This is a genomic window from Actinocorallia herbida (assembly GCF_003751225.1).
Taxonomy (GTDB): Bacteria; Actinomycetota; Actinomycetes; order Streptosporangiales; family Streptosporangiaceae; genus Actinocorallia; species Actinocorallia herbida.
The window spans coordinates 1,136,318-1,162,750 of record NZ_RJKE01000001.1; the positions used below are offsets into that span (position 1 = coordinate 1,136,318).

The window sequence follows — 26,433 nt, forward strand, 5'->3', positions numbered from 1 at the left end:
ACCTACGGGTGCGGGATCTTCGGATCGCTTACGGGGACACGGAGATCGTCAAAGGGATCGGCTTCGAGGCGGCATCAGGAGAAGTCGTCGCCTTGACCGGTCCGTCAGGGGCGGGCAAGTCGGCGATCGCGCTCGCCCTGCTCGGGCTGCTGCCGCGGCACGCGCGGTCCACCGGCGAGATCCACCTCGCGGGCACGCCCGTGCACGGCCTCGACGACCGGGCCTGGTCGCGGCTGCGCGGCAGCCGGATCGCGCTGGTCATGCAGGACCCGCTGGCCGCCCTCACCCCCGTGCGCAGGGTGGGCGCGCAGGTCGCCGAGGCGGTCCGGATCCACGCGGGGCGTCCGGGCGCCCGGGAGCGCGCGGCGGAACTGCTGGAGCTGGTGGGCATCCCGGCGGACAGGTACCGCGCCTACCCCGCGGAGCTGTCGGGCGGGATGCGGCAGCGGGTCCTCATCGCGATGGCCGTCGCGCACCGGCCCGCGGTCGTCGTCGCCGACGAGCCGACCGCCTCCCTCGACGCGGACGTCCGCGAGCGGACCATGGACCTGCTGTGCGGGCTGTGCCGGGACTCGGGCAGCGCGCTGCTGCTGGTCTCGCACGATCCGGGTCTCGTCGCGCGCCGCGCCGACCGGGTCCTGGCGCTGCGCGACGGCGTCCTCGGCGCGCCCGCGCCCGGTCCGGAGCCCGGCGGCCGCCTCCGGCGCGCCTGGCCCACCGGGGATCCGGTGCTCTCGGTGGCCGGGCTCGGCTGCGCGCGGGGCGGCCGCGCGGTGCTGGAAGGGGCGTCACTGGAAGTGGGCGCAGGGGAGATCGTCGGGCTGACCGGGGCGTCCGGCGTGGGCAAGTCCACGCTCTTGCGCGAGGTGCTGCGGCTGGCGCCTCCGCAGTCGGGCCGGATCCAGGTCTACGGCCGCGACACCAGGACCCTCCAGCCGGCCGCGAGGAGGGCGCTGCGGGCCCGGATGCAGCCGGTCTTCCAGGACCCGCGGGCCGCCCTCGACCCGGTCATGACGGTCGGGCAGAGCCTCGCCGAGCCGCTGCGCGTCCACCGCAGGCCGGTGCGGGGCAAGGTCGCGGAGCTGCTGGCACGGGTCGGGCTGCCCGCGGAACTCGCCGCGCGCCGCCCCGGCGCGCTGTCCGGCGGGCAGGCCCAGCGGGTCGCGATCGCCCGCGCCCTGGCGCTCGAGCCCGGCCTGCTCCTGCTCGACGAGCCGGTCTCGGCCCTGGACGCCCGCGCCAAGGCCGGCATCGTCGACCTGCTGGCCGAACTGCGCACCGCCCTCGACCTGGCCTGCCTGCTGGTCTCCCACGACGAAGACGTCCTCGCCGCCCTCGCCGACCGGACGCTGGTACTGCGCGAAGGGAGGGTCTGGTGAGGCGGCCGACATGGCGTGCGCGGGTGCCGGGCGCGCCGGGGGCGGTTCCACGGAGGGGTCGTGCCGGTCGTGCCCGCCGATCGGGCGCCGGTGCCGCGCGAGGGGGCGGGACGGCGCGCGCGGGTGTGGCGAACCCTTGGGCGGGGCTTCACGGCGGGGGCATGTCGGCAGTGTTCGGGGATCGGGAGGGTGCGGTGCGAGGGACGGTGCGGTGCGCGCGGGTGCTGGGGGCGCTGTTGCTCGTCGCGTCGGGGACGGCGGGGTGTACGGCGGGGGGGCCGGGAGGGCCGCCCGAGCCCGCGGCGTCGGATCTCGGGGCGTTGCCTCGGGAGGAGGTCCGTGAGGGGGGCGTCCTGCGCTGGCCGCTGCCGGTCTTCCCCTCGCAGTGGAACTTTCATCATGTGAGCGGGATGGACGGGGCGTCCGAGCTGGTCCTGCACGCGATCCTGCCTTTCCCCATGGTCTCCGACGCCTCGGGCCGGGTGACGCCGGATCCGGACTTCCTGGTGGACGCCCGAGTCGTCCGGCGCTCGCCCCAGACCGTCAGGTACCGGCTGAACCCGCGCGCGCGCTGGTCGGACGGAAGCAGTCTCGGCTACCAGGACTTCGCGGCGCAGGCCCACGCGCTGTCGGGGCGGGACGACAGATTCAAGATCGCCTCCAGCACCGGGTACGCCGACATAGCCGAGGTGCGCAAGGGGACGTCGCCGGACGAGGTCGTCGTCGTCTTCCGCAGGCCGTTCGGAGATTGGCGGGCGCTGTTCAGCCCGCTCTATCCGGCCTCCACCATGCGCGACCCGGAGGTGTTCGACCGGGGCTGGGTGTCCGCGCTGCCGGTGTCCGCGGGCCCCTTCCGCCCCGTCGCGCTGGATCCGGGCGCGGGCACCGTGACCGTGGCGCGCGACCCGGCCTGGTGGGGGGCGCCCGCCAAGCTCGCGGAGATCAGATTCCGGGTGCTGGACGCCGCGGCCCGCGCCGGCGCGTTCGCCAACCACGAGATCGACCTCCTGGACGTCGGCGGCGACGTCGGCGCCTACCTGCGCGCCCGGGGGCTGCCGTGGGCGCGGATCCGCCGGGCGGCGGGCGCGGACTGGCGGCACCTGACCCTGAACGCCGCCCGGGGCCCGCTCGCAGACCCCGCGGCGCGGCGCGCCGTCCTGCTGGCCCTGGACCGCGACCTCCTGGCCCGCGCCGCCCTGGCCCGGCTGGACGCCCCGCCGCGGACCCTCGGCAGCCGCTTCTTCGTCGCGGGGCAGCCCGGCTACCGCGACCTCGGCCCGGCCCGGGACGTCGCCGAGGCGAGACGGCTGCTCGGTGGCGCAAGGCCCAGGCTGCGATACGTGATCCCCGCGGGCAACACCGCCTACCGGGAGGAAGCCGAACTCGTCCAGGAGCTGCTCGGCGAGGCGGGGTTCGCGGTGGAGCTGCGCCCGGTCCCGCAGAACGCGCTGATCGCCCAGTACGTGGCGCGCGGCGACTTCGACCTCGTCGCGTTCTCCTGGCTCGGCGGCCCGTTCCCCGCGTCCTGGATGACGTCGGTGTTCGCCTCCGGCGGCGGCCAGAACTTCACCGGGGCGGGCGACGCGCAGGTGGACGAACTGCTCACCGAGGCGGGCCGCTCCCTCGACCCCGCGCGGAGCCGGGAACTGCTGGACCAGGCGGACGCCCGCCTCTGGCGGCTCGCCACGGTGCTGCCCCTGTACCAGCGGCCTCAGCTCGTCGCCGTCGACGCCCGCCTGGCCAACATCGGAGCGCCGGGCCTGGCGAACCTCGCCTACGAGGACATCGGGTTCCGGTGAAGGCCGAGGCCCGGCTTCCGCGGCGTCAGGCGGGGGCGGTCAGGGCAGGGGGATGAGCCGTGCCTTGCGGTCCTCGACGAAGCGGACCTCCCAGACGTAGAGGCCGAGGTCGTCTTCGGTGACCTCCTCGACCTTGTCGTCGGTGGTGATGCGCACGAGGAATTCCGAGTGCGGAGGCATGTACTCGTCCACGCCGTCCTTGACGATCTCGGGGGAGCCCTCCAGGGGGCCCACCACCTTGGAGGAGTTGGGCGGGGTGCACATGGTGCCGGGCGCTCCCGGCTGCTCCATGCAGGCCGCCGCCTTGGACTTCGCCTTGGGGACGAACAGGTCGCCGGGAGTCTCCAGCGGGGCCCGCGCGTCGCCCGGGTTGGCGATCACGTACTCGGCGTACGCGCGGCCTTCCTCGTCGCGGCCCGCGTTGACGGCGGCGATGGTGTAGCCGAAGCCCTCGGTGTCGGTGAGGGTCAGCGCCTCGCCCGTCGCGGGGCGGGGCAGGCCGGAGGCGGCGGGCGCGGTCGCGGGCTCGTCGGCTCCCGCGCCGGTCTCGCGGGCGATGTAGGTGCCCGCGCCTATCGCGGCGACCGCGAGCAGGCCGGCGAGGGCGGTGGCGGCCACCACGACGCTCCTTCGGCTCTGCTGCTTGCGCCGGCTACCTGGAGAGCGGTGCGATCCAGACATGGAACGTCCAATCTGCGGTGCTGGAGACCGGAGCCTAGCGCACGGTCGCGTTCGCCTCGTGGTGCGGGCGGGACACGAGGGACGCGGCGCCCAGTCCGCGCAGCGACGCGTCGAGCACCTGCGCGGGGTGCGCGACCGCCATCGGCGCGCCGCCCCGCGCGAGCGCGGCGGCGATCTGCACGGTGCATCCCGGATTGGCGGCGACCAGGAGATCCGCCCTGGTCGCCCCTACCTGAACGGCCTTGCGGTCGCCGAGCTCCGCGGCCGCCTCCGGCTGGAAGAGGTTGTAGGTCCCGGCCGAGCCGCAGCACACGTCGGGGTCGGCGACCTCCCGGATCTCGAGGCCGGGGATGCCGCGCAGGAGCGCGCGGGGCTCGGCCCGGATGCCCTGGCCGTGGGCGAGGTGGCAGGCGTCGTGGTAGGCGACGGTCAGCTCCAGCGGGTGCCTTTCGGCGCGCGGGCCGAGTTCGGCGAGGAACTCGGTGAAGTCCCGTGTCCTGCCTGAGAGGGCGGCCGCCCGCTCAGCCCACTCGGGCTCCTCGGCGAACAGCTCCGCGTACTCCTTCATGGCCGAGCCGCACCCTGCCGAGTTGACCACGATCGTGTCCACGCGCTCGAACGCCTCGATCGCCGCCCGCGCGAAGGACCTCGCCTCGTCGGTGCGGCCCGAGTGCAGCGACAGCGCGCCGCAGCAGCCCTGGCCCTTGGGGATCAGCACGTCGCAGCCCTCCAGCGCCAGCACGCGCGCGGTGGCCGCGTTGACCTGCGGGAAGAACTCGCGCTGCACGCACCCGGTGAGCATCCCGACCACCGCGCGGCGCTCCCCGCGCGCCGCGACCCGCTCGGGCAGCCGCCGGGCGCGGCCCAGCGGCGGTGCCAGCCGCTCCATCGCCGCCAGCGCGGGGCTGAGCCTGGCGAGGACGGGCTGGACCAGCCTGCCGAGGCCCGTGGCCTGGTAGAGCCGCAGCGGGCCGCGTACGGCGCGCAGGCGGCGCGGATACGGGAACAGCGCGAAGACCGCCTCGCGCAGCGCCCGCTCCGCCCGGGTGCGCGGGTGGACGCGCTCGACCTCGGCGCGGGTCGCGTCGATGAGCCGGTCGTACCGGACCCCCGAAGGGCACGACGACACGCACGCCAGGCAGCCCAGGCAGGCGTCGAAGTGGCCGGCCATCTCCGGGGTCAGCGGCGTGCCCTCGTGGTGCTGGGCCATCAGGTGGATGCGGCCGCGCGGGGAGTCCATCTCCTCGCCCCACAGCACGTACGTCGGGCAGGTCGGGAGGCAGAACCCGCAGTGGACGCAGTCGCCGAGCAGGTCGCCGAACTCGTCGCTCATCTAGACACCTCCGATGAAGCGGCCTGGGGACAGCCGGTGGCCGGGGTCGAAGCGATCTTTCACCCTGCGCATCAGGGGCAGCGCCGGAGACGGCCCCCACAGGTCGAGCGATCCGTGCAGCCGGGGAGGCGCGCAGCGGACGATCGTCGTCCAGCGACGGCGGAGGCGGGCGACGAGATCGGGCGCGGAGGCGGCGAACGTTCCGATGAACCAGACGCCGCTGCCCGCCGAGCCGCGTATACGGGAGCCGCCCAACGCGAGGACCTCCGCCAGCTCGCTCGGCTTCGCCCGGACCTCCAGGAGCACCTCGCCGTCCGGGTAGCGGCCCCACCACGCGGGCTCTTCCGCGATCCGGGCGGCGCCGCCGAGCAGCCGGACGGCCTCGGCGGCGCGCACGTCGGCAGCGCTTCCCTCGAACAGGACCGCCAGGGTGCCGTCCGTCCCCGCTCCGTCGATCTCCATCGCGCTCGGCACGAGCGGCGAATGCAGCAGCGCGAGGACGGCCCGGCGCGGATCGCGCTCGGCCGCCACCACGAACACGCGCTGGTCGGGCAGAGGATGCAGGCGGAAGGAGGCGCGCACGATCAGGCCCAAGGTGCCGAACGACCCTGTGTAGAGCTTGCCGAGGTCGTACCCCGCGACGTTCTTCACGACCTTGCCCCCGGACTTGACGACCTCGCCGTCGGCCCGGATGACCGTCACCCCGATGAGCAGATCCCTGGGCGTTCCGTACAGCAGCCGCCTGGGCCCGGCGGACGCGGTCGCGAGGACACCGCCGACGGACGAGTCCAAAGGCGAGTCCAAGGCGAGTTGCTGCCTTGCGGGTGCGAGGAGTTCCTGGAGGAGGGCCATCGGCATCCCCGCCTCGACGGTGACGACGAGGTCGCCCGCCGCGTGCTCGACCACCCGGTCCAGGGCGCGCGTGTCGACCAGGACGTCGCACGAGCGGGGCGCTCCGCCCCAGTGCAGCCGGGTGCCGTTCCCGCGCGCGACGACCGTGCCGCCTTCGGCGTGCGCCTTGCGCATCACCTCGGCGGCCTCCTCGACCGTCTCGGGGCGGACGACTTGGCCGGGCCGGACCCCGAGGATCTCGTCCTCGGGTCCGGCGGGCCGCGGGCCTCGCATCAGAACAGCTCTCCCTCGGGTTCGCCCCGCCTGACGCGCGGGATCTCGCCGCACAGCCGCGGTGTGGGGAAGACCTTGCCCGGGTTGCACAGGTTCGGCGGGTCGAAGGCGCACCGCACGAGCTGCATCGTGTCCAGGTCGGCCTCGGTGAACATACGGGGCATGTACTTGGCTTTGTCCACCCCGACGCCGTGCTCGCCGGTGATCGAGCCGCCGCTGGAGATGCAGAGGTCGAGGATCGCCCCCGACACCGTCTCGGCGCGGTCCTCCGCGCCCGGTTCCGCGTCGTCGAAGAGGACGAGGGGATGGAGGTTGCCGTCCCCGGCGTGGAACACGTTGGCCACCCTCACCCCCGACTCCTGGGACAGCCTGTCGATGGCCGCCAGGACGTCCGGAAGGGCGGTGCGCGGTACGACCCCGTCCTGGACGATGTAGGCGGGGGAGATGCGGCCGACCGCGGCGAACGCCGACTTCCGGCCCTTCCAGATGAGCGCCCTGTCGGCGTCGTCACGGGCCACCCGCTGCTCGAAGGCCTCCGTGCACAGCGCCTCGACCTGGGCGAACTGATGGGCCACCTCGGCCTCCGGGCCGTCCAGCTCCACGATGAGGACCGCGCCGGCCCCCGCCGGGTACCCGCACGCGACGGCGGACTCCGCGGCCTCGATCGCCAGCGCGTCCATCATCTCGATCGCGGCCGGGACGATGCCCGCGCCGATGATCGCGCTGACCGCCGCGCCCGCGGTCTCGATCGACGGGAACGCCGCGAGGAGCGTCTGGACGGCCTGCGGGGTCCGGGTCAGCCGAACCGTGATCTTCGTGGCGATCCCGAGGGTGCCCTCGGCCCCGACGAAAGCGCCCAGCAGGTCATAGCCCGGTCCGTCGTCGAGCGTCACGATGTCCCCGTCCGGCGTGACGATCTCGCAGGCCAGCACGTGGTTCGCGGTGAACCCGTACTTCAGGCAGTGCGCGCCGCCGGAGTTCTCCGCGACGTTCCCGCCGATCGAGCAGATCTGCTGACTGGAAGGGTCGGGCGCGTAGTGGTAGCCGTCCGGGCGGACCGCCTTCGAGACGTCCAGGTTGATCACCCCCGGCTCGACCACCGCGCGCTGATCGTCCAGGTCGATCTCCAGGATCCGCCGCATCCGGGACGTGACGATGAGGACCCCGTCCGTCCGGGGGAGGGCACCGCCGGAGAGCCCGGTGCCGCTGCCGCGCGCGACGTACGGGACGCCGCGCGCGACACAGGCCCGGACCACCGCGGCGACCTCCTCGGCCGACTCCGGCAGCACCACGAGCCCCGGAGACGCCCGGTGCACGGTCAGCCCGTCGCACTCGTAGGTGCGCAGCCGCACCGGGTCGTCGATGACAGAGCCCGGCCGCAGCACGCTCCGGAACTGTTCGGCCAGACCCTGCAACATCGGCGCTCCTAAGGGACGCTCTTACGGGAAACGGACGTAAGCCGGCGTGGTGAGGAACTCGCTGTAGTCGTCGGCGAGGGTGACCTCCTTGAAGAGGGACATCGCCTCGCCGTATCGCTCGGAATTGTAGGCGTCGCCCAGCTCGGCCTGGATCTTGCCGAGCTCCTCGTCGAGCAGCCCGCCGACCAGTTCCTTGGTGATGAGCGTGCCGTCGGGCAGCTTGACGCCGTTGTTGATCCACTGCCAGACCTGCGAGCGGGAGATCTCGGCGGTGGCCGCGTCCTCCATCAGGTTGTGGATCGCGACCGCGCCGGAGCCGTTCAGCCAGGCGGCGAGGTAGCGCAGCGCCACGTCGATGTTGTTGCGCAGGCCGGCCTCGGTGATCTCGCCCGGGGTCTTGTCGACCGACAGCAGGTCGCTCGCGGAGACCTTGACCTCCTCGCGGAGGCGGTCGCGCTGGTTCGGCTTGTCGCCGAGGACGCCGTCGAAGACCTCGCGGCAGACCGGGACGAGGTCGGGGTGGGCGACCCAGGAGCCGTCGAAGCCGTCGCCGGCCTCACGGGTCTTGTCGGCGCGGACCTTCTCGAACGCGACCCGGTTGACCTCCTCGTCCTTGCGCGACGGGATGAACGCGGCCATGCCGCCGATCGCGTGGGCGCCGCGCTTGTGGCAGGTGCGGACGAGCAGCTCGGTGTAGGCGCGCATGAACGGCGCGGTCATCGTGATCGCGTTGCGCTCGGGCAGGACGAACTGGGCGCCGCGCGAGCGGAACTTCTTGATGACCGAGAAGAGGTAGTCCCAGCGGCCCGCGTTGAGGCCGGCGGAGTGGTCGCGCAGCTCGAAGAGGATCTCCTCCATCTCGAACGCGGCGGGGATCGTCTCGATGAGGACGGTCGCCCGGATCGTCCCGTGCGGGATCTCGAGGGCGTTCTCGGCGAAGGTGAAGGCGTCGTTCCAGAGACGGGCCTCCAGGTGCGACTCCATCTTCGGCAGGTAGTAGTACGGGCCCTTGCCCTTGGCGATCTGCCGCTTGCCGCTGTGGAAGAGGTACAGGCCGAAGTCGAACAGCGAGCCGGACATCGTCTGGCCGTCGACGGTGACGTGCTTCTCCTCCATGTGCCAGCCGCGCGGGCGGACGACGATCGTCGCCAGCTCCTCGTCGGCCTTGAGCGCGTAGGACTTGCCGGTGCGCTCGTCGGTGAAGTCGATCGTGCGGTCGAGGGCGTTCCGCAGGCTGAGCTGGCCCTCGATCATGTTGTCCCACAGCGGGGTGTTGGCGTCCTCGAAGTCCGCGAGCCAGACCTTGGCGCCGGAGTTGAGCGCGTTGATCGTCATCTTGCGGTCGGTCGGGCCGGTGATCTCGACCCTGCGGTCCTCCAGGCCGGGCGCGGGCTCGGCGACGCGCCAGGTGTCGTCGGCGCGGACGCCCGCGGTCTCCGGCAGGAAGTCCAGGGTCCCGCCGTTGTTCAGCGCCTCCTGGCGCTCGGCGCGCTTGGCGAGCAGCTCGAGGCGGCGCGCCCCGAACTCCCGCTGGAGGGAGGCCACGAAATCAAGGGCCTCGGGGGTGAGGATCTCGTCGAATCGCTCGTTGCGGGTTCCAGTGACCTCGATGCCCATCTCGGGACCTTCCTGTCGTGTCTCGGGATGTCGGCTATCCCGTGCTGTGCGGTGGAACTGCGTCAGGAGTGGATTTTCACTAGACGAAAAACTACTTCTGAGTAATGAAAAGACTAGCCGACCCGGCGCGGGCGAGTCCAAGCCGGGTGCCCCCGCACGCGGGCCCCGGCGCCCCCGGGCGCTCCCGGGCGGGGGATATTGAGGTGAGAACGTCACCGGGGCGTGGCAGGCTGGGGGAAGAACCCGCCGGTCGGCGGCGTTGTGGATGCCAGGAGGAACATGACCGAGTTCAATCAGTTCGACGAGTTCGACACCTACGAAGGCCCGGAGACCACGGGAGACTTCGACCTCGCCGAACGGCACGCGCTCCGGCGCGTCGGGGGGCTGTCCACCGAACTGGCGGACGTCACCGAGGTCGAGTACCGCTCGCTGCGGCTCGAGCGGGTCGTCCTCGTCGGCGTCTGGACCGACGGCACCCTCAAGCAGGCGGAGAACTCGCTGCGGGAACTCGCGCTGCTGGCCGAGACCGCGGGCTCCGACGTCCTCGAGGGCCTGATCCAGCGGCGCTCCAAGCCCGACCCCGCGACCTACATCGGATCCGGCAAGGCCGAGGAACTGGCCGACGTGGTCCTGGCCACCGGCGCCGACACCGTCATCGCCGACGGCGAGCTGACCCCCTCCCAGCTGCGCACGCTGGAGGAGATCTGCAAGGTCAAGGTGATCGACCGGACCGCACTGATCCTCGACATCTTCGCCCAGCACGCCAAGTCCCGCGAGGGCAAGGCCCAGGTCGAACTCGCCCAGCTCCAGTACCTGCTGCCACGCCTGCGCGGCTGGGGCGGCAACCTGTCCCGTCAGGTCGGCGGCCGGGCGGCCGGCGGCGTCGGCATCGGCGGCCGCGGCCCGGGTGAGACCAAGATCGAGCTCGACCGGCGGCGCATCCGCACCCGGACGGCCAAGCTGCGGCGGCAGATCGCCGAGATGTCGAAGACCCGCGACACCAAGCGCGCGGTACGCAAGGCGCGCAAGGTGCCCGCCGTGGCGATCGCCGGATACACCAACGCGGGCAAGTCCTCACTGCTGAACCGCCTGACCGGCGCCGGAGTCCTGGTGGAGAACGCCCTGTTCGCCACCCTCGACCCGACCGTCCGCAAGGCCACGACCCCGTCCGGGCGGCTGTACACGCTGGCCGACACGGTCGGATTCGTCCGGCACCTGCCGCACCAGCTCGTCGAGGCGTTCCGCTCGACGCTGGAGGAGGTCGCCGACTCCGATCTCATCCTCCATGTGGTGGACGGCAGCGACCCCGACCCCGAGTCGCAGATCCAGGCGGTCCGCGAGGTGCTGTCGGACGTCGACGCGACCTCGGTGCCCGAAGTGATCGTCATCAACAAGGCGGACGCGGCCGACCCCGTCGTCATCGGCAGGCTGCGGCGCGAGTTCAAGCGGAGCGTCGTCGTCTCCGCCAGGACCGGCGCCGGCATGGCCGATCTGCTGGAGCTCATCGAGGCCGAACTGCCCGAGTTCGACCGTGAGGTGCACGTGGTGCTGCCCTACAGCCAGGGCGCGCTCGCGGCCCGGGTGCACGAGCAGGGCGAGATCGTCAAGATCGAGCACCGGGAGGACGGGACCGAGCTCATCGCCAGGGTGCCGCTCGCCCTCGCGACCGAGCTGGAGGTCTTCGAGGTGACGCCGTCGGGGTCCTGATTCTCTGACGTTTCGCCCACGTTTCGCGGACCCGCGGACTACGCTGAGGAACTCGGGCGGACCGTGTCACGTTGGGCGTGTCAAGAACTTGTCTGGCAGGCCGGACGTGCACTACCGTGACGAAACCGATATCTCCGGTCTCGTCATCCCGATGCTCGGCGGAGCACGTCGAAGCAGCGGCCAGTTTCCGCCGATCGGCAGCCAGCCGGACGGCACCAGCGAGAGCAGGTGGCTCTTGACGCTCCCGGTCGACCCCTCCCAGCGGACGGTTCGGTGACACGACTATGACGGTTCGTCTGCTGACGAATATCGGGCGCCTGTGGACGGGCACCGATGTGTGCAGCAATGCCGCCATTCTGATCCACAACGACCGGATCGTGTGGGCGGGACCGTCCGCCGACCTTCCGGAAAGCGTCCCCGGCGTCATCAACGACATCGTCGACGTCGACCATGTGGAGAACCTCGGCGGCGGCCTGGTCACCCCAGGGCTGATCGACGCGCACTCCCATCCCGTCTACGCGGGCAACCGCTGGGCGGAGCTGGCGATGCGCACGAGCGGGGCGAGCCCGCAGGAGATCGCCTCGGCGGGCGGCGGCATCGGCTCCACCGTGACGGTCACTCGCGGCACCGACCCGTGGACCCTGTGCAGCGCCGTGCGCGAACGGCTGCGCGCCTGGGTGATGTCGGGCACCACGACCGTCGAGGCCAAGACCGGCTTCCATCTCACGCGCGACGGCGAACTCGCCGATATCCGGATGCTCCGCTCGCTGGAGAACGAACCGGCCATGCCGCGCATCCACGCCACCTTCCTGGCCGCCAACGTGCTGCCGCCGGAGTTCTTCGGCCGCCGCCGCGACTACGTCGACGCCGTCCGCCAGTGGACGCTCGACGCGCACGCCGCCGGCGCCGACAGCGTCGACGTGTACTGCGATGAGGGCCACTTCACCGCGGACGAGGCGCGGGCCGTCCTGTACACCGCCCAGCAGGTCGGGCTCAAGCCCCGCCTGCACGCGTGCCTTTCCGAGCGCAGCGGCGCCGCACAGGTCGCCGCCGAGATCGGCTGCGCCTCGGCCGACCTGCTCACCGAGGCCACCGACGAGGACATCAAGGCGCTCGCCCACGCGGGCGTCACCGCCACCGTCTGCCCGGCCAGCGCGCTGCGCAGCGGCCGTGTCCCGCCGGTGCGCAGCATGCTCGACCGCGGCGTCACCGTCGCGCTCGGCACCGACCACAACCCTGGCGAGAGCGGGATCACCTCGATGCCGCTGGTCGTCGGGCTCGCCGTGGCGATGTTCGGGATGAGCGTTACCGAGGCGCTGCGCGCCGCGACCATCGGCGGTGCGACGGCCCTGAAGGTGTCCGACCGCGGCACGCTGGCCCGCGGCATGTACGCCGACATCGTCCTGTGGGACGCCGACCACGAAGGCGCCTTCGCCTGGGCGTACGGGCTGCGTGCCCTGCGCGTCTGGCGGGGTGGTGTCCCGGTTCAGCCCTGATCGTCGACGGATGTCCGGATCCGGAACGTTCCCAAGCCCTGGAAGTTCCCATGGCGGGCGTGTTTCGGAGGTCCGGAACCGGCAGCATGCCGGTCATTCCGCTGTGACGAAGGGTTAACGGCGCGGCGGTAGGTTGCCGGTATGGGCGTAGCGATAGTCACTGATTCCTCCGCTTATCTCCCTTCCGAACTGCTCTCCCGGTACGCCATCGGCGTGGTGCCGCTCCAGATCATCATCGGTGGCAAGGTGCGGGACGACGGGGTGGACATCACCTCGGCCGACGCCGCCGACGCGCTCCGGTCCTGGCAGCCGGTGTCGACGTCGCGCCCTTCGCCGGACAGGTTCGCGGACGCCTACAAGGCCGCGTCCGGGGCGGGGGCGGATGCCGTCGTCTCGGTCCATCTGTCGGGTGACATGTCGGGCACGGTGGAATGCGCCCGGATGGCCGCGGCGGAGGCTCCGGTGCCCGTCCGGGTCGTGGACAGCCGCACGATAGGCATGTCCCTCGGTTTCGCCGCGCTCGCCGGGGCCGTCGCCGCCGAGGCCGGCGGCACCCTGGACGAGGTTGCCGAGGCCGTCAGGGAGCGGGCGGAGGCGAGCAGCGCCCTGTTCTACGTCGACACACTGGAGCATCTGCGGCGCGGCGGCCGCATCGGCGCCGCCGCGACCCTCCTGGGCTCGGCGCTGATGGTCAAGCCGCTGCTGAACCTCGCGGACGGCAGGATCGCGCCGCTGGAGAAGGTCCGCACGTCGGCGAAGGCCCTTTCCCGGCTCGAGGAGCTCGCGGTCTCCCGCGCGGGCACCGGTTCGGTGGACGTCGCCGTGCAGCACGTCGGATCCCCGGCCCGGGCGAAGGGCCTCGCCGAGAGCCTGCGTCGCCGCATCCCCGCGTTGCGGACCCTTCATCTGGGCGAGGTCGGCCCCGTCATCGGCGCCCACGTCGGCCCCGGCATGCTCGGCGTCGCGATCTCCCCGTGCGCTTGACGCAAGTGGTTATCCACAGAATCTGATTCGGTCCGTTCGGGGCCGGGATGCGCGCCTAACGTCGGTGGCATGAGTGATCACGCGACGTGTCGAAGTCGCCACCCGAAGCGGCCCTTCGTTCTGCCCGCCCGTCCCCGGCCGCCCCCGCGTCCTGCGGGTCGGTGAGGCGCGCCCGGAGATCGGGTGTGGATGAGTCGGGGCGGAACGGGCGCCGACGGCCGCGGGAGGCCGTCCGGCGAAGGGGGCGGTCGGTATGTGGCGCAGGGGCGCGGAGAACTGGGTCCGCTGGGATGAGACCCAGGACGTCGATTTCTGGGGGCGGCCGAGATCGCTGCCGTCCGGTACGGGCGGCGGGCACGCCGATTCCGGTGCAGGCGCAGGGGCATCCGCGGCGTTCATCGCGGGTGCGTCGCGGGCCGAACCCGGCCGGGGCGACGCCCTTCCCCGGCGGCTCGCCGTCGGGGAACGGCGGGCGGGCGGGGTGACCGACCGGGTCGGGCGGATCCCGCGCTCGCGAGCGGCCGATCCCGCGAGTCCTCCGCCCGGCAGGGCGAAGCGGAGGGCCGGAGGCCCCTCTCCCGAAGCGTCGGCGGCGCGGCTCCGCTCGTCCCTTGCCGCGACGTCCGCGACACGGGCGATCCGCCCCGTTCATCCGCTCCGTGCGAACCCCGCACCCCACTCCGTCCCGGGAGGTGCCGCACCGGATCCCGGCGGCGTCGTCGAGGCGACGCGTCCGCTCGACGCGGACCCTCCGGGGCTGCCGCCCGCGGCCGCGCACCGATCCGGCCCGAGCCGCCCTTCCGGACGCCTCCGCCGCGAACCCCGCCGTCAGAAGCCGAACCCCCGCCCCGCGACGGCCCACCAGCCTTCGCCCGCCCCCGACACCGGGCCGTCACCCGTGCCTCCGCACACCGAACCCTCCGCCGTGCCTTCCCCGACCCGTGACACCACCGGCGCTTGGCACACCCCCGTCGTCCGCACCCGGCACCCCCTCTCGCCGGGCTCTCGCGCCCTCGGCCGCACCCCGCTGACCGGCGGGCCCCGGCCCTCCCCGCGAGAACGCGCCCGAGGCCCACACGACGCACCCCCGCAAGGCATCCTCACGGCTCGAGAACCGGCCCACCCCGCCGCCGCCCCGCCAGAGGGCCACCGCGCCGATCCCCGCCGCACCCCTCCGCACGGACGCCCCAGCCCGCCTTCGGACAGCGAACCCTCACCCGATCCCCCCGCGCCGGACCCGCTCTCACCTTTCACACGAGACGGTTCCGAGGTGTGGACCCTGGGCGGCGATGCCGTGCCCCCGTTGCCGGAATCCGGCGACGACGGTGTGAGCGGTCGGGTGCCGCTGGTCGGCATGGGTCGGCGGTCTCCGCATGAGGTGGCCGGCCGAGGTTCTGTCGGGTCGTCGACGCGCGCGGCTGCGGCGCTCGGTGGGTCGGCGGCGTGGGCGCCCGGTGGTGACGCCGTGCCCCCGTTCTCGGAACCCGGCGACGACGGTGAGGGTGGTCGGGCGTCTCTGGTCGGGATGAGCGGGTCGTCCCCGCGGGGGGATGTCGGTGGCCCCGGCGGGCGGTGGTCGCGCGCGGGTGTGGTGGGTGATGGTTCGGCGGCGTGGGTTCCGGGTCGCGGCATCTTTGTGCCGTCGTCGGGCCAGGGCGGTCGGGCGACTTCGGGAGTGGGCGGGTCGTCCTCGCAGGAGGGGGACGGGGGCGGTTCCGCTGGTCGGCGGTCGGGCGGGGCCGCGGCGGGTGGCGGTTCCGGGGTGCGGGGTTCGGGTGGCGGAAGTTCCGCTTCGTCTTCGTCTTCGTCTCCGGGTCAGGGTGGTGTGGGCGGGTCGTCCTCGGAGGAGGAGGGCCGAGGGGGTTCCGCCGGTCGGTGGTCGGGTGGGGCCGTGGTGCGGAGCTCGAGCGGTGATGCCTGGGGGCTGGGTCCGGTGCCCGGTCACCTCGGTGCGGAGGGTCGGAGGACCTGGGATGGGGTGGGGCGGATGTCGGCGGGTGAGGAGGGCGGAGACGACTCCGGTGTTCGGGGGGCGATTCGGGGTGGCTCTTTTGGTGGGCGGTCTGTCCTGGATGGTCCTGAGGGCGGTGAGGCCGGGGAACGGGGGCCGGTCGTGGGGGAGGGTGCTGCCGGGACGGGCCCGGGGGGTTTCCTGGAAGACGGGGTGGGGTGGCGATCCGGAGAGGAGGAGGGTCCTCTGCGCGGGGGCGGGGTGTGGTCGGGGCCCGGTCGGCTCGGCGAGCGATTCGTGGAGGTCGAGCGAAGGCGAGAGGGGCTCCGGTGGCTGGACGACCGAGGCGGGGCCGGGGCTCGTGCCGTCGGAGCCTTCGGGGGCGGAGGTCTCCTGGATGAGGGGGGTCCGGGGGTCTGGGGCGGCCAGGGGACGCTCTGGGGGGCGAGTCCGGAGCGCGCCGACGTGGGTCCGGGCGAGGCGGTGACCCGGCCGGACCGGATAGGCCCCCCCTGGGCTTGGGAAGGCGGGGGTGCGCTCGGGGCGCTCGGTGAGGGGAGAGAGCGGGGAACGGAGGGGAACGAGGTGCGTGAAGTGGGGGACGACCGGGCGGCGGACGTGTTCGGCACCTGGGCCGGAAGGCCCGGGTACGGCGGGTCGGATCTGACGGCGGTGCGGGCGGGGACCGGGTGGGGAGCGACGGGCGGCGGTTCGGAACCTGCGGCGGTACGGGTCGGCAGGCGGGCGGGGGAGGCGATGGTGGTGAGGAACGACGGAGCGATGCGGCAGGGCGGAGGTCAAGGCACGGTGCGGGAGCACGGTCCTCGGGAGCGGGAGGAAGGCGGTTCCGGGACGGCATGGGTCGAAGACCCCTTGGCGGGGAGGAGTCCGCACCGGTGGGGCGGGGCGGACGCGCGCCGGACCGTCGCGGGGCTGATGGAACGCCTCGATCCGGGGATCACGGGCGCGCGGGCGCTGGTCGTGCTCGCGTTCGTGGCGGCCGTCGCGACCGGTGTGTTCTTCTGGGCCACGCGCCCCGAGGCGGCCTCCTTCGAGCAGGCGGATCCGGTGCGGCCCGTGGACCCGGTGCCCGCGGCGTCCCCCGTCCCCGTGCCGACGGTGCGGCCCGTGGTGGTGCACGTGGCCGGCGACGTGCGGAGTCCCGGCCTGGTGACGCTGCCGGCGGACGCACGCGTCCACGAGGCGGTCACCGCGGCGGGCGGGCTGCGTCCGAAGGCCGAGGTGGGCGCGCTCAATCTCGCCCGCAAGATCCTCGACGGCGAACAGATCACCGTGGGCGCCGACCAGCCGCCACCTCCCGCGCAGCCGCTGTCCCCGGCAGGGGCGCCCGCCGCCCCCGTGGACCTCAACACCGCGACCCTCGACCAGCTCCAGCAACTCCCCGGAGTCGGCCCCGTCCTCGCCGAGCGCATCCTCGAGCACCGCACGACCCACGGCCCTTTCCGCACCCCGGACCAGCTCCGCGACGTCACCGGCATCGGCGACCGCCGCTACGCCGACCTGGCCCCCCACATCCGCGTCTGACTCACCCGGCCCGCCAGCCCGGATCGCACCCGCGGTGCGGGCTGTTCGGGCGGGGCGCCTGGTCGGGTGAGGGAGCGGGTGTCTGTGGGGGGCGGGTGGATCTTTCGGCGGGGTGGGTCGGGGCGGCGCGTAGGTGGGAGGAAGGCGTTATGGGTAGGGATGTGCGGTTGGTGGGGGTGGCGGGGGTGGTTTGGGGGATGGGGTTCTGGCTGGTGAGGGCGGAGTGGGGGGTGGAGGCGTACTGGGTGGCGGGGGGTTGTGCGGTGGGGGGATTGGTGGGGTTCGTTCGGGGGTGGCGGGGACTGGCGGTGGCATTGGTGGTGGGGGCGGCGTGCGCGGTGGGGGTGGGGATACGGGTCGAGGCGGTGGAGAGCGGGGCCGTGCGGGAGGTCGCGGAGCGGAGGGGCACGGCGGAGGTCGAGGTGGTGGTGACGGCGGGGGTGCGCAGGACGGCTAAGGGGGTGGTGGTCGTGGAGGGGAGAGCGGAGTGGGTGGGGGTGCGCGGCGGGGTCCGGGTGCGGACGCCGGTCGTGGTGATGGCGATGGAGTGGGAGGGGAGCGCGGGCGGATGGGAGAAGGCGCGGGTGGGTGAGCGGGTGCGCGGCGGCGGCCGGTTCGCGGTGCCCGACGGCGGCGGTCTGGTCGGGGCGCTGGTGCTGGCCCGGGGACCGGCCGAGGTGGTCGGCGAGGCCGGGGCCTGGCAGCGGTGGGCCGAGGGCGTGCGGGCCGGGCTGCGCGGGGCGGTCGACGGCATGGCCGCCGCGCCGCGCGGCGTCGTGCCGGGCATGGTGCTGGGGGACGTGTCGGGGGTGCCGCAGCGGATCCACGAGGAGTTCCGCGCCGCGGGCCTGGTGCACTGCCTGGTCGTCAGCGGGGCGAACTTCTCGATCCTCACCGCGGTGGTCCTGTGGGCGGGCCGTTGGGCGGGACTGGGCGTGCGCCGGGCCGTGGTCGCCGCGGGCGTCGCGGCGGCGGGGTTCTTCGCGGTGGTCGGCGCGGAGCCGAGCGTGCTGCGCGCGTCCGTCATGGGGGCGATCGGGCTGTTCGCGGTCTTCACGGGGCGGGAGCGGCAGGGGGTGCCCTCCCTCGCGGGGGCCGTCATCCTGCTGATCCTGCTCGATCCAGGACTCGCGGGCTCCTATGGCTTCACCCTTTCGGTGACCGCGACGGCCGGGCTGCTCCTCCTCGCGCCACGCTGGCGGGACGCCCTGCACGCGTGGGGTCTGTCGCGCGGGCTGAGCGAGGCGGTCGCGGTGCCGCTGGCCGCGCAGGCGGCGGTCGGCCCGGTGCTGGCGGCGCTGTCCGGGCAGGTGGGGCTCGCGGCGGTCCCCGCCAACGTGCTCGCCGCGCCGGGGATCGGGGTGACGACGGTGTGCGGGTTCGCCGCCGCCGTGCTCGCCCAGTTCTCGGCGGACGCGGCCCGGTGGACGGCGTGGCCCGCGGGCTGGGCCGCGTCCTGGGTGATCGCGGTGGCGGACGCCTTCGCGGCGCTGCCCTACCTGGTGCTGCCATGGCCGGGGGGCCTCGCCGGGGCGGCGCTGCTGGCCGCCTGCACGGTCGCGGCGGTCGCCGCGGTGCGGGTGCGCCGGGTGCGGCGGCTCGCGGTGGCGGCCGGCGCGGGGGCGCTGGTCGCGGTCGCGGCGGTGCGGATCACGGCGCCGGCGTGGCCGCCGGACGGGTGGCGGTTCGTCGCCTGCGACGTCGGGCAGGGCGACGCGCTGGTCCTGGCCGAGGCGCCGGGGCGGGCCGTCGTGGTCGACGCGGGGCCCGATCCCGTGCTCGTGGACGGCTGCCTGCGCCGGCTCGGTGTCCGGAAGGTCTCACTTGTCGTGATCACCCATCCGCACGCCGACCACCTCGCGGGGCTCTCCGGGGTGCTGCGAGGCAGGCCCGGCGCGGTGCTCGCGCACAGCCCGCTCAGCGGCCTCGGCCCCGAACGGCGCGCGGTCGCGGCGGCCCGCGCCTCCCCCGCGCTGCTGGCCGCGGTGCAGGGCCGCCGGTGGACGCACGGGGAGCTCACCCTCGACGTGCTCGCCCCGCGCCCGGGCCCGCCCCCGCCCTCGGGCGACGGCACCCTGGTCAACAACGCGAGCGTGGTCCTGCTCGCCCGCTGGCCGGGCCTTTCCGTGCTGCTCGCCGGAGACCTGGAGGAGGACGCGCAGAACGCCCTGCGCGGCCTCGTCCCGCGCGTCGACGTCCTCAAGGTGCCGCACCACGGCAGCCCCCGGCAGGAGCCGGCCTTCCTCACCGAAGGCCGCCCGCGCGTCGCCGTGATCTCCGTAGGCCGCGACAACCCCTACGGCCACCCCGCGGCCCGCACCCTGCAACTCCTCCGCCCGGCCCGCATCTACCGCACCGACCTCCACGGCGACATCGCCATCTCCGTCTCGAACTCCCACCTCCACGTCCACACCCGCCCATGACCCCGCCCTGCCCCGCCTGCGCCCCGCCCCCGCTCACCTATGCCGCCCGCCCGCCCGCCCGCGCCTGCCCGCCTGTGCCCGCCCGCCCGCCCGTCTGTGTCCGCCCGTCTGTGCCCCGAGCGTGTGCTGCCGCGCGGGTGCCCCGCGGGGTTTTGGGGGTGGGGTGGGGTGGGAAACGGGTCGGGGTGGGGTGGGGCGGGTGGCATTCTGGGGGTGTGGACTTGGTGACGGTGGTCGTGGGGGACGAGGAGCTGCTCGTTGATCGGGCGGTGGGGGAGATCGTCGGGGAGGCGCGGAGGCGGGAGCCGGATACCGAGGTGGTGGAACTGGTACCGGGGGGCTGGAGTCCGGGCGGCTGCTGGAGCTGACCTCGCCGTCGCTGTTCGGCGGCGGCAAGGTGATCGTGCTGCGGTCGGCGCAGGATCTGGGGAAGGATCTGGCGGCCGAGATCGGGGCTTATGTCAAGAACCCGGCGGACGACATCGTGCTCGTGCTGGTGCATGCCGGAGGCGTCAAAGGCAAGGGGCTGCTCGACGCGTGGACCAAGGCGGGCGCCGGGAAGATCGCGTGTCCCAAGATCACCAAGGCGGGGGAGCGACTGGACTTCCTGCGCGCCGAGGTGCGCCGTCTCGGCGGCTCGATGAGCCCGGCCGCGGCCCAGCAGCTCCTGGACGCCGTGGGCAACGACCTGCGGGAGATCGCCGCCGCGTGCAGCCAGCTCGTCTCCGACACCGGCGGCAAGATCACCGACGCGGCGGTGGCGCGCTACCACCGGGGCCGCGCCGAGGTGTCCGGATTCACCGTCGCCGACGCCGCGGTCGAGGGCAGGCTGGGCGAGGCACTGGAGCAGCTGCGCTGGGCCCTTTCGACCGGGGTGGCCGCGGTGCTCATCAACAGCGCCCTCGCGCAGGGCGTCCGGGGCCTGGCCAAGGTGGGCGGGGCGCGCGGCAAGAGCTTCGCCCTGGCCAAGGAGCTCGGCATGCCGCCATGGAAGATCGAGCGGCTGCAGAGGCAGGTGCGCGGCTGGACCCCTGACGGGATAGCCCGCGCCCTGGTCGTGGTCGCCGAGACCGACCAGGCGGTGAAGGGCGGCGCCGCCGACGCCGGATACGCCCTGGAGCGCGCGGTGCACGAGATCGTCATGGCGAGGTCGGTCCGCTGAGGGTGACGGGGTTCTCACCCTGGGCCGGGATCGGAACGCGACACGGTCTCGTTGTCCAAGAAACGGTTGCGGGTGGTTCGCAGGCTGGACAAGGTGGAGTCATGGGAGAGGCGAGGCTCGGGGTGGACCTCGGGCGTGTGGTGGTCGGCGCCAATCGGCAGGCCGACGGCCGGGTGTTCCTTGACGATCCGCGGCTGATGCCGCTCATCGAGGGCGCCTTCGAGATCCTGCCGAAGATCGTGGACCGTTTCGACGGCAGGGCGTGGGTGATCTCGCGGATCAGCGAGGAGGGCGAGCCACTGTCGCTGGCCTGGCTGGAGCACCACGACTTCTACGGTGTGACGGGCATCCCGCGCACCCACATCCGCTACTGCCGCCTGCGCCAGGACAAGGCCCTGCACTGCGCGGAGCTGGGCATCACGCACATGATCGACGACCGGCTCGACGTGCACCGCGCGATCCGCGACGTCGTCGCCAACCGCTACCTGTTCGGCCCCCAGGACGAGCCGGTGCCCGACTGGGTCGTGCCCACGCCGACCTGGCGCGACGTCGACGAGGCCATCGGCTACCCCTGAGCCGTCAGATACCGGGGTGGGACGTGCCCGGTCAGCCAGACCCCGTTGGCGGTGCGCTGGAACAGGTGCCCGTCGGCGGCCATCCGGGCGGAATCCACCCGAAGCACCACCGGACGCCCCCGTCGCGCGCCCACCCGCAGGGCGGTCTCGGTGTCGGGCGACAGGTGGACGGCGTGCCGGTCCATCGGCCGCAGCCCCTCCCGGAAGATCGCCTCGAGCACCGCCCCGACCGTCCCGTGGTACAGGACCTCGGGCGGTGCGACGGCGGGCAGTTCCAGGTCGACGGTGATGGTGTGCCCCTGGCTGGCGCGGATGCGCAGGCCGTCGGGGGAGAACGCGAACCGCTGCTTGTCGTTGCGGGCGACGACCTCGCGCAGGTCGTCCTCGCTCAGCGCCATCCGGTGCAGGCGGCAGGCCGCCAGGAGTTCGGCGACGGTGACCCAGCCCGCCCGGTCGGGCCGCAGGCCGATGCGCTCGGGCTGATGCCGCAGGTGGCGGGCGAGGTACTTCGAGATTTTGATGATCTGTCGTTCGTCCATACTTCTTTCGAGAGTAGAACGGATCATCGCCGGACCGCACCCCGATTTCGAGTCCGGCCGACCGCCCGTCGTCGAAAGGCCCCCCGCGCATCAAAAAGGCCGCCCCGTGCCGTGAACGGCGGGGCGGCCTCGAAGCGCGCTGGGGCGCGGTGCGCTACTTGGCGAGCGCAGCGGCCTGCTTGGCGATCGCGGACTTGCGGTTCGCGGCCTGGTTCTTGTGGATGACGCCCTTGCTGACGGCCTTGTCCAGCTTGCGGCTGGCGTGGCGCAGCGCGGTCTGGACGCCCTCGGCGTCGCCAGAGGCGGTGGCCTCACGGAACTTGCGAATGGCCGACTTCAGCTCGGTCTTGACGGCCTTGTTGCGCAGGCGCGCCTTCTCGTTCTGCTTGTTCCGCTTGATCTGGGACTTGATGTTCGCCACTGAAAGAAGCCTCGTTTTGGGTGAGTCACGGATGGGGCGCGGAGATCCGGCAGCCGGTCGGATCTGCGGGTACGGAGACACACGCACCCACACGCAAGGAAGAAGACTACCAATGCGATGGCCCGACCCCCAACCCGGGCCGCTGACGCCCAGGTCGGCGCCGCACCGCCGACCGCCTCCGGACAGGGCGCGCCCCCGACCGAGGAGTCCGGAACCGGAGCATCGGCACGGACATGGGACCATGGGAGTCGGAACGTTTCCACGTCAACCTAGGATCCGCGTGCCGCCCGTACCGAAACACACCGATCCCGCGGTGATCCGCAATTTCTGCATCATCGCGCACATCGACCACGGCAAGTCCACCCTGGCAGACCGCATGCTGCAGCTGACCGGGGTCGTCGACGACCGCTCCATGCGGGCCCAGTACCTGGACCGGATGGACATCGAGCGCGAACGCGGCATCACGATCAAGTCGCAGGCGGTGCGGCTGCCCTGGGACGGCCATGTCCTCAACATGATCGACACCCCGGGCCACGTGGACTTCTCCTACGAGGTCTCCCGGTCGCTGGCGGCGTGCGAGGGCGCGATCCTGCTGGTGGACGCCGCCCAGGGCATCGAGGCGCAGACCCTCGCCAACCTGTACATGGCGATCGAGGCGGACCTGCACATCATCCCGGTCCTCAACAAGATCGATCTTCCGGCGGCGCAGCCGGACAAGGTGGCCGAGGAGATCTCCGGCCTCATCGGCTGCGACCCGTCCGACGTGCTGCGCGTGTCCGGCAAGACGGGCGTGGGCGTGGCCGAACTGCTCGACAAGATCGTCGCGGACGTCCCGGCCCCGGTCGGCGACGCCGACGCCCCGGCCCGCGCGCTGATCTTCGACTCGGTCTACGACACCTACCGCGGCGTGGTCACCTACGTCCGCGTGGTGGACGGCCGGATCACCCGGCGCGAGAAGTCCCTCATGATGTCGACGGGCACCGCCCACGACACCCTCGAGGTCGGCGTCATCTCGCCGGAGCCCATCCCCACCGACGGTCTGGGCGTCGGCGAGGTCGGCTACCTGATCTCGGGCGTCAAGGACGTCCGGCAGGCCCGCGTCGGCGACACGGTGACGATGGCCTCGCGCCCGGCGCCCGAGTCGCTCGGCGGGTACGACAACCCCCGGCCGATGGTCTACTCGGGCCTGTATCCGATCGACGGCGACGAGTACCCGCTGCTCCGCGACGCCCTGGACAAGCTCCGGCTGAACGACGCGGCCCTGGTGTACGAGCCGGAGACGTCGGTGGCCCTCGGGTTCGGCTACCGCTGCGGCTTCCTCGGCCTGCTCCACATGGAGATCGTCCGGGAGCGCCTGGAGCGGGAGTTCAACCTCGCCCTCATCTCGACGGCCCCGAGCGTCATCTACCGGGTCGTCCTCGAGAACGGCACCGAGCACACCGTCACGAACCCCAGCGAGTATCCGGCCGACGGCCGTATCGCGCGGGTGTTCGAGCCCATCGTCAAGGCGACGGTCCTCACCCCGACCGAGTTCATCGGGACGATCATGGAGCTGTGCCAGGGCCGCCGCGGTGTGCTCATCGGCATGGACTACCTGTCCGAGGATCGCGTGGAGATCAAGTACACGCTGCCCCTCGGCGAGATCATCTTCGACTTCTTCGACCAGCTGAAGTCGCGCACCCGCGGCTACGCGAGCCTGGACTACGAGCCCTCGGGCGAACAGGAGTCCAACCTCGTCAAGGTCGACATCCTCCTGCAGGGCGAGTCGGTCGACGCGTTCAGCCAGATCGTGCACGCCGACAAGGCGCGCGAGTACGGGCTGATGATGACGACCAAGCTCAAGGAGCTCATCCCGCGTCAGCAGTACGAGGTGCCCATCCAGGCGGCGATCGGCGCCCGGGTGATCGCCCGCGAGAACATCCGCGCGATCCGCAAGGACGTTCTGGCGAAATGCTATGGCGGCGACATCTCCCGGAAGCGCAAACTGCTGGAGAAGCAGAAGGAGGGCAAGAAGAAGATGAAGACCATCGGGCGCGTGGACGTGCCGCAGGAGGCCTTCGTCGCCGCCCTCTCGACGGGATCGTCCGCGGACAAGCCGAAGAAGTGAGCCTGAGGCGATGAGCACACCCCCCTGGGACCCCAACGGCGCGGCCTCCCCCCAGGGGGCGTGGCGGCCTCCGGGCGAGCAGCCGGCCCAGCCGCCGACGCAGCCGCCTTTCCCGCAGCCCGGCGCGGTGCCGCCGCAGTACGGTCAGCCGGGCGGCTACCAGCCGCAGTACGGGCAGCCAGGGGCGCCCGCGCAGCCTTACGGGCAGCAGCGGTTCGGGCAGCCGGGCCCGGTGCCTCCTCCTCCGCCGTTCTTCCCGCCGCCGGGCGTTCCGCAGGCCCCGGGCGGCTGGGGACCGCACCCGCAGGCGTCGGAGGAGCGGACGTGGGCGCTGCTGGGGCATCTCGGGCAGTTCGTGATCGGGCTGTTCGCGCCGCTGATCGTCTACCTGGTCTACAAGGACAAGGGGCAGTTCGCGCGCTGGCACGGCGCGCAGGGCCTCAACCTCGGGATCACCGCGGTCGCCTACACGGTCATCCTGATCCCGGTCTCGTTCATCACCTTCGGTCTCGGCGCGCTGCTGTACTTCCCGCTCGGCGCCGTCGAGATCGTCTTCCTGATCATCGGGGCGGTGAAGGCGTCGCAGGGCGAGTGGTACCGGTTCCCCTCGTTCCTGGCCTGGCCCATGGTCAAGTGACGGCCCGGGCCGGGTCCGTGCGGGGTTAGCCGCCCCCGCGCGGTGGCATGGATCGGTCATGGACGAACTGGTGCCGGGGGATTCGCTCATGACCGACTCCCCGGAGGAAGGCCGGGTGCTGGCGCTCGAGATGGCACGCCGGGCGCTGGTGCGGTTGCGCCCCGCGGCGGATCCGCAGGTGAGCGGCGAGGCGGTCGCCGCGGAGTTCGCCACGATCGCGGCGGCCAACCATTACTGGCGCGGCCCGTCGTGGAAGCATGCCTTCCGCCCCGATCGCGGAGATATGCGGGGCTAGGTCACAGTTTGGCCAGGGGGCCGGTAAGGGAATCTCTCCGCCATGACAACTGATCTCCGGGTGCTCAGCGACGAGCACCTGACCAAGGCCAAAGCCGACAAGAACGGCCGCAGCGCCCATCTGTTCGTGCACGACGGCCCCCTGCGCCAGGCCCTGATCGCGCTCACCGAGGGCGCCGAGCTGGAGGAGCACGTGGCGCCTCCCGCCGCGAGCATCCAGGTGCTGTCCGGCAGCGTGCGGATCACGGCCGAGAGCGGCGACGTCGAACTCGCCGAGGGCGGGGTGCACGCGATCCCGCACGAGCGACACGGACTGACCGCGCTGAGCGACGCGGTCCTGGTCCTGACGACGGTGACCGGCATCACGACCCCGTGATCAGATCGAGTCACACGGATACCCAGAAACCGCGGGTCACCATGCGTTCCGGGGTGAAAACTGTCCGTCGTGGGTCACACACTCTTGCACCAGATACTCGTCGCGGATCTCGTCGCTCCGGTGATGTTCGCCGAATACGGCGACATGGCGACGGCGACGGAAGCCGCCGCGCGGCTCGGTGACGGCACCTGGGTGCCGTCGGACCTCATGGTCTACTGCGCCGGCCAGCGGCGGGAGAGTTTTGTGGACGGCCCCCCGCTGCTGGCCGTCGAGGTCGCCTCGGAGGCGTCCCGGGCCAGCGATCTCGGCGTGAAGAAGGCCCTGTACGAGGCCGCCGGGGTCCCGTGCTACTGGGTCGTCGACATCGCCGGGGAGAACGCGCGGGTCCATGTCTTCGAGCTGACCGACGACGGCTACCGCGAGGTGGCCGTCGTCGGCCCTGGCGACACGGTGCGGCTCACCGAACCATTCAAGATCGAGATCAGGCCGGAGGCGCTGTTCCGGGGGCTTCCGCCCTGGCGCGCCCCGGTGGAGGGAGCGCACATGGCCCGTCACAACGGTCCCGACCTGCCCGCGGCCGACGAGGCGTTCGGCATCGACTCCTTCCTGCGCCGCTGGCCGACCGGCGTGGAGAAGGTGGAACTGCACAACGGCAGCCCCGTCTTCTACGGCCGCTGGGACGAGCGGGACGTCGCGATCGCCCAGCGCGCTTATCCGGGCCGGGTGATCCGCCTCGACCAGGTGCCGGGCCGCCCCGGCACGATGACGGTCCTGCCCGCGGCCGCCACGACCGCCCCGCAGGCCGCCGTCAGACTCGACTGATCCACGGCCGGGCGGGCGGCCCGAGCACGGCGTCCCCGCTGC

At 72.9% G+C, this 26,433-nt stretch carries 20 protein-coding genes and 1 pseudogene; 14 read left to right on the top strand and 7 right to left on the bottom strand.

The features are described 5' to 3' along the window. The first annotated feature begins 8 nt into the window (after positions 1-8). Complete coding sequence (locus EDD29_RS05475) at positions 9-1,379, top strand: ABC transporter ATP-binding protein (protein WP_281281015.1); 1,371 nt, start codon at positions 9-11, stop codon at positions 1,377-1,379. Between the two features lie 410 nt (positions 1,380-1,789). Continuing rightward, positions 1,790-3,178 carry an ABC transporter family substrate-binding protein gene (locus EDD29_RS05480; RefSeq protein WP_281281016.1) on the top strand — a complete coding sequence of 463 codons (1,389 nt, stop codon included), beginning with the start codon at positions 1,790-1,792 and terminating at the stop codon, positions 3,176-3,178. Positions 3,179-3,217: 39 nt separating this feature from the next. On the opposite strand, the gene EDD29_RS05485 is transcribed toward EDD29_RS05480, so the two are convergent. The 5 genes from EDD29_RS05485 to aceB form a co-directional block, all read right to left on the bottom strand. Beyond that, positions 3,218-3,796 (bottom strand): hypothetical protein, encoded by a 579-nt coding sequence (locus EDD29_RS05485; protein ID WP_123662901.1) that lies wholly within the window; start codon positions 3,794-3,796, stop codon positions 3,218-3,220. 97 nt (positions 3,797-3,893) lie between these two features. Next, positions 3,894-5,192: a (Fe-S)-binding protein gene (locus EDD29_RS05490; protein WP_123662903.1), complete on the bottom strand. Its 1,299-nt coding sequence runs from the start codon at positions 5,190-5,192 to the stop codon at positions 3,894-3,896. Then, entirely contained in the window at positions 5,193-6,317 is a 1,125-nt protein-coding gene (locus EDD29_RS05495) for an FAD-binding oxidoreductase (protein ID WP_123662905.1), read from the bottom strand. Beyond that, the gene (locus tag EDD29_RS05500; RefSeq protein ID WP_123662907.1) at positions 6,317-7,735 is read right to left on the bottom strand and encodes an FAD-linked oxidase C-terminal domain-containing protein; all 1,419 of its coding nucleotides are present in this window, start codon (positions 7,733-7,735) and stop codon (positions 6,317-6,319) included. Before EDD29_RS05500 ends, EDD29_RS05495 begins: the two co-directional genes overlap by 1 nt. A 21-nt stretch (positions 7,736-7,756) precedes the next feature. Next, complete coding sequence (gene aceB, locus EDD29_RS05505; RefSeq protein WP_123662909.1) at positions 7,757-9,352, bottom strand: malate synthase A; 1,596 nt, start codon at positions 9,350-9,352, stop codon at positions 7,757-7,759. 279 nt (positions 9,353-9,631) lie between these two features. On the opposite strand from aceB, the gene hflX reads away from it, so the two are divergent. The 7 genes and pseudogenes from hflX (at position 9,632) to EDD29_RS05540 (ending at position 21,195) form a co-directional block, all read left to right on the top strand. Further along, positions 9,632-11,059 carry a GTPase HflX gene (gene hflX, locus EDD29_RS05510; RefSeq protein WP_123662911.1) on the top strand — a complete coding sequence of 476 codons (1,428 nt, stop codon included), beginning with the start codon at positions 9,632-9,634 and terminating at the stop codon, positions 11,057-11,059. A 284-nt stretch (positions 11,060-11,343) separates the two neighbouring features. Beyond that, positions 11,344-12,555 (top strand): imidazolonepropionase, encoded by a 1,212-nt coding sequence (gene hutI, locus EDD29_RS05515; RefSeq protein ID WP_123662913.1) that lies wholly within the window; start codon positions 11,344-11,346, stop codon positions 12,553-12,555. A 141-nt stretch (positions 12,556-12,696) separates the two neighbouring features. After that, positions 12,697-13,539 carry a DegV family protein gene (locus EDD29_RS05520; protein WP_123662915.1) on the top strand — a complete coding sequence of 281 codons (843 nt, stop codon included), beginning with the start codon at positions 12,697-12,699 and terminating at the stop codon, positions 13,537-13,539. Between the two features lie 2,536 nt (positions 13,540-16,075). Beyond that, positions 16,076-17,035, top strand: coding sequence for a ComEA family DNA-binding protein (locus tag EDD29_RS46705; protein WP_246052530.1), 960 nt, complete (start codon positions 16,076-16,078; stop codon positions 17,033-17,035). Positions 17,036-17,343: 308 nt separating this feature from the next. Then, positions 17,344-19,458 carry a ComEC/Rec2 family competence protein gene (locus EDD29_RS05530; RefSeq protein ID WP_246052531.1) on the top strand — a complete coding sequence of 705 codons (2,115 nt, stop codon included), beginning with the start codon at positions 17,344-17,346 and terminating at the stop codon, positions 19,456-19,458. A 215-nt stretch (positions 19,459-19,673) separates the two neighbouring features. Next, positions 19,674-20,620, top strand: a pseudogene (holA, locus tag EDD29_RS05535) (DNA polymerase III subunit delta). A 101-nt stretch (positions 20,621-20,721) separates the two neighbouring features. Then, the gene (locus EDD29_RS05540; RefSeq protein WP_123662920.1) at positions 20,722-21,195 is read left to right on the top strand and encodes a hypothetical protein; all 474 of its coding nucleotides are present in this window, start codon (positions 20,722-20,724) and stop codon (positions 21,193-21,195) included. On the opposite strand, the gene EDD29_RS05545 is transcribed toward EDD29_RS05540, so the two are convergent. Next, complete coding sequence (locus EDD29_RS05545) at positions 21,186-21,734, bottom strand: RNA 2'-phosphotransferase (RefSeq protein ID WP_123662922.1); 549 nt, start codon at positions 21,732-21,734, stop codon at positions 21,186-21,188. The genes EDD29_RS05540 and EDD29_RS05545 overlap by 10 nt on opposite strands. A gap of 154 nt (positions 21,735-21,888) precedes the next feature. Beyond that, positions 21,889-22,155 (bottom strand): 30S ribosomal protein S20, encoded by a 267-nt coding sequence (gene rpsT / locus EDD29_RS05550; protein ID WP_123662924.1) that lies wholly within the window; start codon positions 22,153-22,155, stop codon positions 21,889-21,891. Between the two features lie 241 nt (positions 22,156-22,396). On the opposite strand from rpsT, the gene lepA reads away from it, so the two are divergent. The 5 genes from lepA to EDD29_RS05575 all read left to right on the top strand — a co-directional run bounded on the left by lepA (position 22,397) and on the right by EDD29_RS05575 (position 26,391). Continuing rightward, the gene (gene lepA / locus EDD29_RS05555) at positions 22,397-24,262 is read left to right on the top strand and encodes a translation elongation factor 4 (protein WP_123662926.1); all 1,866 of its coding nucleotides are present in this window, start codon (positions 22,397-22,399) and stop codon (positions 24,260-24,262) included. 10 nt (positions 24,263-24,272) lie between these two features. Then, positions 24,273-24,899, top strand: a complete 627-nt coding sequence (locus EDD29_RS45265) for a DUF4870 domain-containing protein (protein WP_170201302.1) — start codon at positions 24,273-24,275, stop codon at positions 24,897-24,899. A 58-nt stretch (positions 24,900-24,957) separates the two neighbouring features. Then, entirely contained in the window at positions 24,958-25,194 is a 237-nt protein-coding gene (locus EDD29_RS05565; RefSeq protein WP_123662931.1) for a hypothetical protein, read from the top strand. Positions 25,195-25,236: 42 nt separating this feature from the next. Further along, complete coding sequence (locus tag EDD29_RS05570) at positions 25,237-25,569, top strand: cupin domain-containing protein (RefSeq protein WP_123662933.1); 333 nt, start codon at positions 25,237-25,239, stop codon at positions 25,567-25,569. A gap of 69 nt (positions 25,570-25,638) precedes the next feature. Next, a complete protein-coding gene (locus EDD29_RS05575) occupies positions 25,639-26,391 on the top strand; it encodes a Uma2 family endonuclease (RefSeq protein ID WP_148085879.1) in 753 nt (250 codons plus the stop codon). Positions 26,392-26,433: the final 42 nt, after the last annotated feature.

Bases quoted from the DNA above. Each gene is read 5' to 3' on its own strand.
- hutI (WP_123662913.1), top strand. From the start codon at position 11,344: ATGACGGTTCGTCTGCTGACGAATATCGGGCGCCTGTGGACGGGCACC.
- EDD29_RS05500 (WP_123662907.1), bottom strand. From the start codon at position 7,735: ATGTTGCAGGGTCTGGCCGAACAGTTCCGGAGCGTGCTGCGGCCGGGC.
- hflX (WP_123662911.1), top strand. From the start codon at position 9,632: ATGACCGAGTTCAATCAGTTCGACGAGTTCGACACCTACGAAGGCCCG.
- lepA (WP_123662926.1), top strand. From the start codon at position 22,397: ATGGGAGTCGGAACGTTTCCACGTCAACCTAGGATCCGCGTGCCGCCC.
- EDD29_RS05540 (WP_123662920.1), top strand. From the start codon at position 20,722: ATGGGAGAGGCGAGGCTCGGGGTGGACCTCGGGCGTGTGGTGGTCGGC.
- EDD29_RS45265 (WP_170201302.1), top strand. From the start codon at position 24,273: ATGAGCACACCCCCCTGGGACCCCAACGGCGCGGCCTCCCCCCAGGGG.
- aceB (WP_123662909.1), bottom strand. From the start codon at position 9,352: ATGGGCATCGAGGTCACTGGAACCCGCAACGAGCGATTCGACGAGATC.
- EDD29_RS05490 (WP_123662903.1), bottom strand. From the start codon at position 5,192: ATGAGCGACGAGTTCGGCGACCTGCTCGGCGACTGCGTCCACTGCGGG.
- EDD29_RS05570 (WP_123662933.1), top strand. From the start codon at position 25,237: ATGACAACTGATCTCCGGGTGCTCAGCGACGAGCACCTGACCAAGGCC.
- EDD29_RS05545 (WP_123662922.1), bottom strand. From the start codon at position 21,734: ATGGACGAACGACAGATCATCAAAATCTCGAAGTACCTCGCCCGCCAC.
- EDD29_RS05565 (WP_123662931.1), top strand. From the start codon at position 24,958: ATGGACGAACTGGTGCCGGGGGATTCGCTCATGACCGACTCCCCGGAG.
- EDD29_RS05520 (WP_123662915.1), top strand. From the start codon at position 12,697: ATGGGCGTAGCGATAGTCACTGATTCCTCCGCTTATCTCCCTTCCGAA.
- EDD29_RS05495 (WP_123662905.1), bottom strand. From the start codon at position 6,317: ATGCGAGGCCCGCGGCCCGCCGGACCCGAGGACGAGATCCTCGGGGTC.
- EDD29_RS05480 (WP_281281016.1), top strand. From the start codon at position 1,790: ATGGACGGGGCGTCCGAGCTGGTCCTGCACGCGATCCTGCCTTTCCCC.